The organism is Kitasatospora sp. CM 4170, from assembly GCF_032110285.1.
Classification (GTDB): Bacteria; Actinomycetota; Actinomycetes; order Streptomycetales; family Streptomycetaceae; genus Kitasatospora; species Kitasatospora aburaviensis.
This window is the reverse complement of sequence record NZ_CP134877.1, coordinates 6,266,765-6,279,131: the sequence shown is the minus strand read 5'-3', so window position 1 is coordinate 6,279,131 and position 12,367 is coordinate 6,266,765. Positions and strand designations below refer to the sequence as shown.

General features: G+C 75.7%; 9 protein-coding genes. 6 read left to right on the top strand and 3 right to left on the bottom strand.

The features are described 5' to 3' along the window. Window positions 1-9 precede the first annotated feature (9 nt). The 3 genes from RMN57_RS26750 to RMN57_RS26740 all read right to left on the bottom strand — a co-directional run bounded on the left by RMN57_RS26750 (window position 10) and on the right by RMN57_RS26740 (window position 2,785). Window positions 10-1,500 carry a hypothetical protein gene (locus tag RMN57_RS26750; RefSeq protein ID WP_313765845.1) on the bottom strand — a complete coding sequence of 497 codons (1,491 nt, stop codon included), beginning with the start codon at window positions 1,498-1,500 and terminating at the stop codon, window positions 10-12. A gap of 156 nt (window positions 1,501-1,656) precedes the next feature. Then, window positions 1,657-2,175: a DinB family protein gene (locus tag RMN57_RS26745; protein WP_313765844.1), complete on the bottom strand. Its 519-nt coding sequence runs from the start codon at window positions 2,173-2,175 to the stop codon at window positions 1,657-1,659. A gap of 34 nt (window positions 2,176-2,209) precedes the next feature. Continuing rightward, a complete protein-coding gene (locus tag RMN57_RS26740; RefSeq protein WP_313765843.1) occupies window positions 2,210-2,785 on the bottom strand; it encodes a nucleosidase in 576 nt (191 codons plus the stop codon). 536 nt (window positions 2,786-3,321) lie between these two features. On the opposite strand from RMN57_RS26740, the gene RMN57_RS26735 reads away from it, so the two are divergent. The 6 genes from RMN57_RS26735 to RMN57_RS26710 all read left to right on the top strand — a co-directional run bounded on the left by RMN57_RS26735 (window position 3,322) and on the right by RMN57_RS26710 (window position 12,345). After that, complete coding sequence (locus RMN57_RS26735) at window positions 3,322-4,629, top strand: hypothetical protein (RefSeq protein ID WP_313765842.1); 1,308 nt, start codon at window positions 3,322-3,324, stop codon at window positions 4,627-4,629. A gap of 14 nt (window positions 4,630-4,643) precedes the next feature. Further along, the gene (locus RMN57_RS26730) at window positions 4,644-5,594 is read left to right on the top strand and encodes a glutamate ABC transporter substrate-binding protein (protein WP_313765841.1); all 951 of its coding nucleotides are present in this window, start codon (window positions 4,644-4,646) and stop codon (window positions 5,592-5,594) included. A gap of 131 nt (window positions 5,595-5,725) precedes the next feature. Further along, entirely contained in the window at window positions 5,726-7,084 is a 1,359-nt protein-coding gene (locus tag RMN57_RS26725) for a hypothetical protein (protein ID WP_313765840.1), read from the top strand. Between the two features lie 5 nt (window positions 7,085-7,089). After that, window positions 7,090-9,624, top strand: coding sequence for a tetratricopeptide repeat protein (locus tag RMN57_RS26720; RefSeq protein WP_313765839.1), 2,535 nt, complete (start codon window positions 7,090-7,092; stop codon window positions 9,622-9,624). 3 nt (window positions 9,625-9,627) lie between these two features. Further along, the gene (locus RMN57_RS26715; protein WP_313765838.1) at window positions 9,628-10,932 is read left to right on the top strand and encodes a protein phosphatase 2C domain-containing protein; all 1,305 of its coding nucleotides are present in this window, start codon (window positions 9,628-9,630) and stop codon (window positions 10,930-10,932) included. A 57-nt stretch (window positions 10,933-10,989) separates the two neighbouring features. Beyond that, window positions 10,990-12,345, top strand: coding sequence for a VWA domain-containing protein (locus RMN57_RS26710; RefSeq protein ID WP_313765837.1), 1,356 nt, complete (start codon window positions 10,990-10,992; stop codon window positions 12,343-12,345). Window positions 12,346-12,367 lie beyond the last annotated feature (22 nt).

The window sequence follows — 12,367 nt, the reverse complement described above, 5'->3', positions numbered from 1 at the left end:
GGGCCGGGATCAGCCCTTCTTCGACAGGAAGTCGTACGCGCCCGCGGCCACGTCGTCCAGGTACGGGCCGGCCTGGAACATCGGGTCGCCGGTGTGCTTGCCGACCGAGACGTTGCTGACCAGGGCGGGCTTGCCGTCCTTCACCGCCAGCCAGCCGCCGCCGCTGGAGCCGGCGGTCATGGTGCAGCCGATCGCCAGCATCGGCGGGCGGCTCGGGTCGAACGACAGCCGGGTCGGCTTGCCGCTCTCGCAGTGGTTGAGCTCCATGCCGTCGTACGGCGGGGCCGCGGGGAAACCGAACTCGGAGATGCTGAGCTGGTCGCGCGGGGCGTTGAACCAGACCGGCAGCGCGCCGCCGACCGTCTCCTCCAGCGACTTGCCGTTGTCCGCGGGCTTCACCCGGATGATCGCGAAGTCGTAGTGGGTGGCCGCGTCACCGGTCTTGCCGCCCTCGGCCTTCCACTGCGGGGAGGTGACGGCCTGCGTCCCGGGCCAGATGCCGTACGGCGCGTACTGGGACTCGTCGGCCTGCTTGCCGCCGCTCAGCGCGGCGTTGCTGTTGAAGGCCGGGATGAAGGTGATGTTGCTGTAGAACGAGCCGCCCTTGCCCTGGTGGACGCAGTGGCCGGCGGTCCACACCAGGTTGCTCTTCCCGGGGTGGGCCGGGTCGGCCACCACGGTCGCCGAGCACTGGTTGTGGTTGAGGCCGCCGGCGGCGTCCGCGCCGGCGCCCGGCGCGTCCGCGAACAGCTTCCCGTGCACGGCGACCTTGGTGTACGGGTGCTGGACCGGCTGGGCGTTGACGGTCTTCGGCAGCGGGTCGTTGCCGTTGTCGCCCGGCTGGGCGGCCGGCGGCTGGGCAGGCTGCGCCGGCGGCTGGCCCGGCTGCGAGGGCTGCGCGGCCGGCGGCTGCGCCGGGGCCTGCCCGGGCTGCGACGGCTGGGCGGCCGGCGGCTGCGCGGGCTGCGCCGGCGGCTGCGACTTGGGCGGCGCCGGGGCCTGCGAGGCCGGCTGCTGGGTGGTGGACGGCTTCGGCGCGGCCGGGGTGGTCGGCTGGCCGGCCGGCGGCTTGGCGCCCGGCGGGGTGGTGGCGGGCGCCGGGGCCGACGGCTTGCCGGGCTGCGACGGCTGCGCGGGCGGCTGGGCCGGCTGGGCCGGCTGGGCGGGCGGCTGGGCCGGCTGCGACGGCTGGGCGGGCGCGGCCGGCGGCGCGATCGGCTCGTCCGGCTTGGCCTGGAGCAGCTTCTCCAGCGTCCAGAAGCCCTTGGCGGCGGCCGGGAGGGCGTAGTCCTTCGCCCACTTCTCCCAGTCCTCGAACTTCCACTTCTTCAGGTCGTCGAGGTTGGCCGGCAGGCCGAGGTTGGGCGCTGCCGCCGCGGCGGCCGCGTCGGCGGAGCCCTCGTTGTCCGGCCCGCAGGCCGAGGTGCCGAGCAGGGTGAGGGCGAGGACCGAGGCGCCGAGGACGGTCCGGGCGGAGCGGGTGGAGCGGGTGGAGCGCACGGTGGAACGACCCGTGTTTCTGACTGACGATGACATGAACTTCTGATCCCCCTGTTGGAAACTCGCGGCGCGGCCGTCGAGGCGGCACCGCGGTGCGCGGGGGAGTATTCCACTGCCCGTCAGCACGCCGCCCACCCGCCCCCGGGTGGCGCGGGGTCAGCGCCCGACCGCGCCGTCCAGCTGCTCGCGGATGATGTCGGCGTGGCCGGCGTGCCGGCCGGTCTCCTCGATCATGTGGACCAGCAGCCAACGCATCGACGGCGCTTCGGCGTTGGGGCGCAGCGAGCGGACCCCGGGGCGGTCGAGATCGCCGGCGGCCGCCGCGACGACCTCGTTGGCGCGGGCGATCGCCGCGCGGTAGGCGGCGACCGACTCCGCGACGGTCTCGTCGCCCGGCGAGGGGGCGTCGTCGTCCCAGAGCTCGACGTCGTCGCCCCGGTAGGCCCAGAGGAACCAGTTGAGTTCGACCGCGGTGAGGTGGCGGACCAGCCAGAGCAGGCTGGTGCCGGAGGCGACGCCGGGGCGGCGGGCGTCCTCGTCGGAGAGGTCCGCGGTCTTGCCGATGACGGCCTCGCGCAGGTAGTCGAGGAAGGTCAGCAGGGTGGTCGGCTCGTCGGCGTTGAGGCCGGGCGGGCGGACGTCGGAGCGCTTGCGCGCGGCGGAGTTCTCGGTCACGCCCGCCAGCCTAATCAAGCCTGCTGACGGCGCGTCACCAACCCTGGCCGTGCAGCCAGTCCGCGAGGTGGCGGGCGCAGTCGTCGACCGACTCGCGCCAGGTGTGCGCGGCGCCGTCGCCGGCCTCGTCGCTGACGTGCTTGACCAGCCGGACCGGCACCCCGGCCCGGTGGGCGACGGAGGCGACGGCGTAGCCCTCCATGTCGACGAGGTCGGCGTGCTCGGCCAGCCGCTCGCGGGCGGCGGCGGAGGAGACGAAGAGGTCGCCGGTGGCCAGGATCGGGCCCTCGCCCTTGCCGACGACCAGCGGGGCGCCGTAGACGCGGCCGGTGAGCTCCTGCAGGGCCGGGCTGTCCAGGTCGTGCTGGATGACCTGGGTGACGGTGTGGGTGCCCTCCCAGCCGGGCCGCAGGGCGCCGGCGGTGCCGAGGTTGAGCACCTCGGAGGGGTGCTCGCCCCGGGCCAGCACGGTGGCGAGCGCAGCGGCCGCGTTGACCTTGCCGATGCCGGTGAGCAGCACCGGGAGCTTGTCACCGAGGTACGCGGCCTCCTCCCGGACGGCGACGACGACGAGCGGGCGGTCGGCGGAGATCGTTCCCATCAGGCGCATACCGCCATGGTACGGAGCGGGTGCCCGGTCGGCGGCGGCTTCGCGGCAACACCGGCGGCACCGCCGCGCCTGCGGCGGACGGCGGCGCGGAGCGGCGGACGGCGGCGCGCGGCGCCCGCCCGCGGCACCGTCCGCCCGGGCCGCGCACAAGCGGACCCCTCCCCTCCGGCTGTCCGGGGAACCGCATAGGGTGCATCCGGCGTCGACCCGATCGCCGCCCGCCCCGCACCGGGGCGGCGGGCCCTGGAAGTGCTCGACCACAGTGCTCGACCACGCGCCCGGAACGGCTCCCGGCGGCGCCCGCGGAAACGCGTTCGCCCCCCCGGTCCCGGACGGGCTCGAAGATGCTCAAGATCGGCGCAAGTCGGGTGTGGCCGCGGGGAGTGACGGCCATACTGCTGGCAACGGCCGGGCCCCGTCGCCACGGGGCGGGCCACAGGGGAGGGTGAGGCGGGGTGGCGACACCAGTACGTACGGAGGGGGCGGGCGCACCGGCACGGCCGGACGGCCCGGTCGCGGTGGGGCGCCCGGGTCCGGTGGCCTGGCTGAACCGGGCCACCAGGACGGCGCCGGGCCGGCTGCGGCTGGCCGGGGCGCTGCTGGCGGTGGTCACCGTCGCGTTCGGCACGCTCACGGCCTGGCAGGTCGACGGCCGGGCGCGGGCGGCCGAGCGGGTCGTCTCGTACAGCCAGCCGCTGAGCCAGGCGGCGGCCGACATCCACCGCTCGCTGGCCGACGCGGACACCACGGCGGCCACCGGCTTCCTGCTGGCCGGCGCCGAGCCGAAAGCCGTCCGGGAGCGCTACGAGCAGGACCTCGCGACGGCGTCCCGGCTGATCGCCGAGGCGGCGGCACGGACCACCGCCTCCTCCCCCGCCCAGGGCTGGCTGGCCACCCTCAACCAGCAAGTCCCGGTCTACGCCGGCCTGGTGGAGACGGCGCGGGCCAACAACCGGCTGGGCTACCCGCTCGGTGGCGCCTACCTGCGGTACGCCTCCGACCAGATGCGCACCGTCCTGCTGCCGGCCGCCGCGCAGCTCAGCGCCGCCGAGAACCAGGAGCTCGCGGACGACTACGCCGCCGCCCGGTCGGTGCCGTGGGCGGCGTACGGGCTGGGCGTGCTGGCGCTGGCCGTGCTGGTCTGGGTGCAGGTCGTGCTGTTCCGGCGGACCAACCGGGTGTTCAACGTCGGGCTGGTGGCCGCGACCGCCGCCGTGCTGTCCGCCGTCCTCTGGCTGACCGTGGCCGGCACCACCGCCGACTCCGCACTGCAGCGCAGCGAGAAGCGCGGGGCCGCCCCGCTGCGGGCGCTCAACGCGGCCCGGGTGGACGTGCTGACCGCCCGGCTGGCGGAGAACCTGCACCTCGTCGCGCGCGGCTCCAGCACCAAGTACGCCGAGCTCTGGTCGAAGACCACCGAGCACCTGTCCGGCACGGACGGCCCCCGGGACCAGCCGACGGGCACGCTGGGCGAGGCCCGGTCGCTGGCCCCGGCCGAGGCCGTGGACGCCCTCGTCGCCGCCGGGGAACAGTTCCGGCACTGGCGCGACCAGCACGCCGCGGCGACCAAGCTGGAGGTCGTCGACGGGGACTACCAGGCGGCACTGAACGCCACGGTGGCCGCCAGGCCGGAGGACGCGGCGAAGACGGCCGACGCCTCGTTCGGCGCCACCGACCGGAAGCTGGCGGAGGCGGCCGGGGTCGAGCTCAAGCAGTTCCAGCAGGCGGCCGAGGGAGTCGACGGGGACCTGCGCACCGCCGCCGTGGCGGTCGCGGTGCTGGCCCTGGTGGCGGCCGCCGCCGCGGTCCGCGGCCTCGGCCGGCGGCTGGCCGAGTACCGGTAGAGGGGGGAACGGACATGATGCGCGGCAAGAACGGACGGGCCCGGTCGGTGGCGGCGGTGGCCCTGCTGGCCTCCTGCACGGCGGTGCTCGGCGCCGGCAGCCCGCAGGGCGCGGTGCTGCCCGAGGCGCAGCGGACGGCGCAGGCACCGCAACGGGGGCAGCAGGAGCAGGCCGGCGGCGACTGCGACGTGTACAAGAGCGTGCCGCCGAGCGGTGAGGACGGCCCGGCGGTGAAGGCCATCAAGGCCAAGCGCAGCCTGGTCATCGGCATCGACCTGAACAGCTACCGCTGGGGTGCCCGCAACCCGGACACCGGCCAGATCGAGGGCTTCGACATCGACCTCGCCCGGGCGATCGGGACCGCGATCATGGGCGACCCGGACAAGGTGACGCTCAAGGCGGTGCCCACGGCCGACCGGATCAAGTTCATCCAGGAGGGCCGGGTCGACATGATCGTCCGCACCATGACGATCACCTGCGACCGGCTGGAGCAAGTGGCCTTCTCCCGCCCGTACTTCAACACCAGCCAGCGGGTGGTGGTGCCCAAGTCCTCCCCGGCGCGCAGCCTCGACGAGGCGCTGAACGGCGCGACCGTCTGCGCCGCGGCGGGCTCCTCGGCCCAGGACGAGCTGAAGAACCACCCGGTCAAGCAGGTCGTCTCCGTGGAGAACCACCTGGACTGCCTGGTGCTGATGCAGCTGGGCAAGGTCGACGCGACCATGACCGACGACGCCCTGGCCGCCAGCCAGGCGGCCCAGGACCAGACCGTGCGGGTGGTGGACGGCGAGATCCGCCCGGGCGTCATGGGCATCGCGATGCTGAAGACCAGCACCGACCTGACCGCCCGGGTCAACCAGGTGCTCGCCGACTACTACGGGAGCGGCGCCTGGCGCGGCACGTACGACCGCTGGCTCAAGCCGTACCTGCTGAACGACGCCGACCACTACTGGCCGGTGCAGCACTGAGCTGCCGGCCGCCGGGGCGCCCGGCAGCGCCTCGACGGCCCGCCGACCGGGTCCGGACGGGCCCGCAGGCGCAGGCTAGGGTCGGGAACCGGTCCGGGACGGACCACCAGGACGACGAAGGAGAAACGGCGTTGGCGGCTTCTGCTGGCCCGGTGCTGAGCCGGGAGGAGGTGGACCGCGCGCTCGCGCGCCTCGGCGCGGAGCGCGACGCGGTCGAGGCGGCACTGCTCTCGCTCCAGGACCACGCGGGACTGCGGCTGCTCGACGGCGCCGAGCTGACCGGGCGCACCCGGGAACGCTGGGCCGTCGCCGGACAGGGCCTGCCGCTGCTCTGGGCCCTGTTCGACCGGTACTCGGAGGCGCTGGCCTCGGCCCGCGCGGTGCGGGCCCGCAAGGCCCGGCCGGGCGCGGCCGAACTCGCCGAGCTGAGCGAGCTGCTGACCGGCGATGCGGTCACCGTGCCCGGCGGCGCCGTGCCGGACGGCCCGCAGCTGCTCGGCGCGCCCGCCAAGCTGGTCGAACGGGTCAGCCTGGACGAGCTGATGGCCCGGATGAACTCCTGGTACGCCACCGTGCTGGAGGTGGTCTGCGCCGCGGACGCGGTCTGGTCGGCGCTGCCGGCCCGGATCGACCTGCTGCTGGCCGAGCTGCGCCGGGTGCAGACGCTGGCCGGCTCGCTCGGCGTGCACCCGGGCAGCCACCCGCTCGGCGACGACCTGGCGGGGCTGGAGGCCGATCTGACCGGGCTGCGGACCGAGGTGCGCGGGGACCCGCTGGCGCTCTGGCGGCCGGCCCGGGTGCCCGCCCAGCGGGGCACCGTCCCGGACGGTACCGCGCTGGCCACGCCCTCCGGCGTGGTCGACACCGAGCGGTTCGACCGGGCCGGCCGGGCGCTGGACGGCGTCCGGCTGGAGCTGGAGGACCTGCTGCGGCTGCGCGACGACGCCGAGGAGCGGCTCCAGGGCGTCGGCGACCTGCTCCAGCGCGCGGACGCCACGCTGGCCGAGGCGCGCCGGGCGCGCGGCGAGGTGCTGGCGAAGATAGCCGCCACCGAGGTGCCCGCGGTACCGGGCCCGGCCTCGGCGCTGCGCGAACGGATCGTGGTGGCGCTGGAGTTGCGCCAGGGCGGCCAGTGGCACCGGCTGGCGCCGCTGCTGGACGCGCTGGAGGACGCGGCCGCCAAGGAGCTGAGCCGGGCCCGACAGTCGCTGACCGAGGTGACCCAGCCGCTGGCCGTCCGGGCCGAGCTGCGCGGGCGGCTGGACGCGTACAAGGCGATGGCGGCCCGGCTGCGGGTGGCCGAGGACCCGGAAGTGGTCGAGCGGTACGAGAAGGCGCGCTGGCTGCTCTGGAGCGCACCCTGCGACCTGCGGGCGGCCGCGGCGGCGGTGTCCCGCTTCCAGCAGTCGCTGCGGCCGGCGCAGGTCGAACGGCCCGGCGGCGGCGCGCCGGTCGACGGACAGGCACAGGAACACGGACTGGGGGGCTGAGGTTCATGGGCGAGGCGTGCGAGCGGCCGGAGTGCACCGGCGGCGGGACTATCGACGCGGACGGCTACTGCGACGAGTGCGGGCTCGCACCGGCCGGCACGGGCACGGGCACCGGCAGTGCGAGCGCCGGCAGCACGGGCACCGGCACCGGGCGCAGCGGCGCCGGCGCGGGTCCGGCGCCCGGCTCCCCCTGCCCGCGCGAGTGCTCCGGCACCATCGACCCGGACGGCTACTGCGACGAGTGCGGCCTCGCCGCCCCCGGCGCCGACACCGGCCTCACCCAGCCCCACGTGCCCTCCGCCCGGGTCGCCCGGGACTCGGCCCGCTCCACCCGGACCGGCTCGGCCCGCTCGATGTCCGGCCGCTCCCGCGACCACCGCTCGACCCGCACCGACGGCAGCCGCTCGGTGTCGGTGGTCAGCGCCCGCCGCAGCGCCAGCTCCGGCACCCGCAACCGGCTCGGCGCCGGCCTGGTGACCGTCCCGACCGTCCCGGCGGCCGACCCGCTGCAGGCGGTGATGGCCGACCCCCAGGTGCCCGAGCGCAAGCGGTTCTGCTCCAAGTGCGACGCCCCGGTGGGCCGGACCAAGGGCGAGCGGAAGGGCCGCCCGGACGGCTTCTGCACCAAGTGCGGCACGCCGTACTCGTTCACGCCCAAGCTGCGCCGGGGGGACCTCGTCGGCGGGCAGTACGAGGTGGTGGGCTGCCTGGCGCACGGCGGCCTCGGCTGGATCTACCTGGCGGTGGACCGGCGGGTCAACGACAAGTGGGTGGTGCTGAAGGGCCTGCTGGACACCGGCGACGAGGACGCGCTCGCCGCGGCCGTCGCCGAGCGGCGGTTCCTGGCCGAGGTGGACCACCCCAACATCGTCCGCATCATCAACTTCGCCGAGCACCCGGACCTGCGCACCGGCGCCACCGACGGCTACATCGTGATGGAGTACGTCGGCGGCAAGTCGCTCAAGGACATCGCCAACGCGCGCCGCACCCCGGACGACCGGCGCGAGCCGCTGCCGGTGGAACAGGCGATCGCCTACGCGCTGGAGGCCCTGCCGGCGCTCGGCTACCTGCACGGCCGCGGTCTGGTCTACTGCGACTTCAAGATCGACAACGTGATCCAGAGCGGCGACAGCCTCAAGATCATCGACATGGGCGCCGTCCGCCGCTTCGACGACGAGGGTCCGATCTACGGCACCATCGGCTACCAGGCCCCGGAGATCGCCACCGACGGCCCCTCCCCCGCCTCCGACCTCTACACCGTGGCCCGCACCCTGGCGGTGCTCAGCTTCGACTTCCAGGGCTACAGCACCACCTACCGCGAGTCGCTGCCCGGCCCGGAGACCGTCCCGGCCTTCGCCGCGTACGAGTCGTACTACCGCCTGCTGGTCCGCGCCACCGACCACGACCCGGCCCGCCGGTTCGCCTCCGCCGAGGAGATGGCCGACCAGCTCACCGGCGTGCTCCGGGAGGTGCTGGCGCTCCAGGACGGCCGGCCGCGCCCGGCGCTGTCCACCCTGTTCGGCCCCGAGCTGCGGGTGGTGGACACCGAGCTGGTGCAGCCGCCCCGCACCCCCGGCGAGCTGCGGGTGACCGCGCTGGACCCGGCCGCCGCCGCGCTGGCGCTGCCCGTCCCGCGGGTCGACCCGGCCGACCCGAACGCCGGTTTCCTGGCCACCCTGCTCGCCACCGACCCGGAGGAGGCGCTCGCCGCCCTGGCCGGCGCGCCCGCCGACTCCGTCGAGCGCCGGCTGCGCGAGCTGCGCGCCCACCTCGAACTCGGCGGCGGCACCCCCGCCGAGGAGGCCCTGACCGCCCTGCAGAAGGACCACCCGGACGACTGGCGGGTGGTCTGGTACCGCGGGCTCGCCGCCCTGGTCGCGGCCGCCGGCGAGACCGCCGACGAGGTCGGGCTGCGCACCGCCGCCGAGGCCTTCGACGCCGTCTACGACGCGTTCCCCGGCGAGTGCGCCCCCAAGCTGGCCCTCGGGATCTGCGCCGAGCTGCTCGGCGACGGCGCGGACGCGGCCGAGTTCTACCGGCTGGTGTGGACCACCGACCAGGCCTACCTGAGCGCCGCCTTCGGGCTGGCCCGGGTCCGCCTCGCCGACGGCGACCGGGCGGGCGCGGTCGCCGTCCTGGAGTCGGTGCCGGCCACCTCCAGCCAGTACACCGCCGCCCGGATCGCCGCCGTCCGGGCCCGGCTGCGCGAGCGGCCGTCCACCGACCCGCTCGGCGCCGACCTCGGCGCCGGCTCCGACCAGCTGACGGCGCTCCGGCTGGACGACCGCCGCCGCGAGGAACTCTCGGTCGAGGTGCTCGGCGCAGCGCTCGGCTGGGTCGCCGCGGGCTCGCCCGGCGAGACCGGCCTCGGCCGGACCACCGGCGAGGTCACCGTGCTGGGACGACCTGCGGTGGAGCGGGAACTACGGTTCGCGCTGGAGCAGTCCTACCGGGTACTCGCCCGGTTGGCCGACCGGGCCGAGACCAGGATCGAGATGGTGGAGCGGGCCAACCGCGTCCGCCCCAGGACGTGGGTGTAGCCGATGCCGCAGCAGACCGTGTGCCAGAGCTGTTCCGAGCCGCTGGACCCGGAGGACGTCTATTGCGGCTCCTGCGGCCACGGCCGGGACGCCCGACCCGCCGACGGCGCGATGCCGGCGAGCTGGTCGGCCGCCCCGGGCGGGGCCGACCACCCGCCGACGCTCGCCGTGCCCGCCCAGAGCGGGCCCGTCTGCGCGCACTGCGGCGTGCCGCAGGTCACCGCCGACGGCTACTGCGAGGCGTGCGGCCGCGCCCAGCCGCGCCCGCGCGACCACATGGAGAAGGCCCTCGCGGGCGTCGCCGGGGTCAGCGACCGGGGCGTGCGCCACCACCGCAACGAGGACTCCTTCACCGTCGCGGCCACCTCGCTGCCCGGCGGCGAGCCGGTCGTGGTGGCCGTGGTCTGCGACGGCGTCTCCTCCTCCGACCGGCCCGACGAGGCGTCCGAGACCGCGGTCGACGCCGCCTCCGAGTCGCTGCTCACCGCGCTGGAGGCCGGCCGCGACCCCAACACCGCGATGCGGCAGGCGATCGCCGACGCGGCCGCCGCCGTGGCCGCGCTCGCCGCCGACGGCGCCTCGCCGCGCCGGCCCGACATCAACGCGCCCGCCTGCACCTACGTCAGCGCGGTCGCCGCCGGCGGCCGGGTCACCATCGGCTGGGTCGGCGACACCCGGGCGTACTGGATCCCGGACGACCGGGTCTGCGCCGAGCCGTTCCGGCTCACCCAGGACGACTCCTGGGCGGCCCGGATGGTCGAGGCCGGCCTGATGGGCGAGGCCGAGGCGTACGCGGACCCCCGGGCCCACGCCATCACCGGCTGGCTCGGCGCCGACGCCGAGGAGGTCGTCCCGCACACGCTGGACTTCACCCCGCACGTCCCCGGGGTGCTGCTGATCTGCAGCGACGGCCTCTGGAACTACGCCGAGGCCGCCACCGACCTCGCGTACTACGTCCGCCCGGACGCCCGGACCGAGCCGCTCGCGGCCGCCCAGAGCCTGGTGAAGTTCGCGGTCGCCGCCGGCGGGCACGACAACATCACCGTCGCCGTCCTGCCGATCGACCCGCCGGTGGGGCTCGCCGGCGCGGAGCGCCCGGCCGCCGGCGAGGCCGCCCGGACCGCCACCGCCGTGGACCTGCCGGTCGTCCGGCCCGGCGGGAGCCCGGCCGGGGCCGTCGAGGAGGAGGACCACGACCCGACGCTGCCGGACCTCCCGGTGATCGGCTCGCCCGCCGCTCCGCTGCCGCCGGTACCGCCCGGGCCGCCGGCCGCGCCGCCGCGACCGCCGCACCCCCCGGTGGGCTGACGCCCGCCGCCACCGACCGCCCGCACCATCCGACCATCCGACGGGAGTCACCGGCCCATGGCCACACTCGCGAAGCCGAACCTGCCCAGGTTCGACGTCGAGATCTTCCAGAACGAGTTCCTCGCGGACGGCGCCCGCGAGGTGAACGCCATCGTCACCGTCACCGCCACCGGCGGCGGCACCTCCGGCGGACGGCCGCTCGGCGTGGCCGACGCCGGCCCGTTCGGCGCGGACGCGCAGTCCGCCGCCGTCGTGATCATGGTGGACTGCTCCGGCTCGATGGACTACCCGGCCAGCAAGATGCGCGGCGCCCGGGAGGCCACCGCGGCCGCCATCGACACCGTCCGCGACGGCGTCGCCTTCGCCGTGGTGGCCGGCACCCACGAGGCCCGGGACGTCTTCCCCGGCGACGGCACCCTCGCGATCGCCTCGCCGGACACCCGCTCCCGGGCCAAGGAGGCGCTGCGCCGGCTGACCGCGGCCGGCGGCACCGCGATGGGCACCTGGCTGATGAAGGCCGACCAGCTCTTCCAGACCCGCCCCGACATCGCCATCCGGCACGCCATCCTGCTCACCGACGGCAACAACGAGCACCAGTCGGCGACCGACCTGGAGCTCGCCATCGAGCTGGTCACCGGCCACTTCACCGCCGACTGCCGGGGCGTCGGCACCGACTGGCGGGTCGACGAGCTGCGCAAGATCTCCTCCGCGCTGCTCGGCACCGTCGACATCGTCGCCGAGCCCGCCGGCCTGGCCGACGACTTCCGCTCGATGATGGCCGGCGCGATGGGCAAGCAGGTGGCCGACGTCGCACTGCGGATCTGGACGCCGGCCAACGCGGTGGTCAGGTTCGTCAAGCAGGTCGCCCCCTCGGTGGAGGACCTCACCGACCGCCGCACCGAGGCCGGCCCGCGGGCCGGGGACTACCCGACCGGCTCCTGGGGGGACGAGAGCCGGGACTACCACGTCTGCGTCGAGGTCCCGGCCGCCGCCGTGGGCAACGAGATGCTCGCCGCCCGGGTCAGCCTGGTGCTGCCGCCGCAGACCGGTGCCACGGCCGAGGTGCTCTCCCAGGGCCTGGTCAAGGCGGTCTGGACGGACGACCTGGCCTCGTCCACCCGGATCAGCCCGCAGGTCGCCCACTACACCGGGCAGGCCGAGCTGGCCTCGTCCATCCAGGAGGGCCTGGAGGCGCACCGCGCCGGGGACGTCGACCGCGCGACGGCCAAGCTGGGGGCGGCCGTTCGGATCGCGCACGCCACCGGCAACGAGGGCACGTTCAAGCTGCTGCAGAAGGTGGTGGACGTGGTCGACCCCAAGGAGGGTACGGTTCGGTTCCGTAAGAACGTGAGCGAGGCCGACTCGATGACCCTTGAGACCCGGTCGACCAAGACAGTCCGTGTGAAGAAGTGACCGCTGTAGAGCTGACCGGGCC

Excerpts from the sequence above, each read along its gene's own strand:
- RMN57_RS26730 (WP_313765841.1), top strand. The coding sequence starts at position 4,644 with ATGATGCGCGGCAAGAACGGACGGGCCCGGTCGGTGGCGGCGGTGGCC.
- RMN57_RS26720 (WP_313765839.1), top strand. The coding sequence starts at position 7,090 with ATGGGCGAGGCGTGCGAGCGGCCGGAGTGCACCGGCGGCGGGACTATC.
- RMN57_RS26710 (WP_313765837.1), top strand. The coding sequence starts at position 10,990 with ATGGCCACACTCGCGAAGCCGAACCTGCCCAGGTTCGACGTCGAGATC.
- RMN57_RS26715 (WP_313765838.1), top strand. The coding sequence starts at position 9,628 with ATGCCGCAGCAGACCGTGTGCCAGAGCTGTTCCGAGCCGCTGGACCCG.
- RMN57_RS26740 (WP_313765843.1), bottom strand. The coding sequence starts at position 2,785 with ATGCGCCTGATGGGAACGATCTCCGCCGACCGCCCGCTCGTCGTCGTC.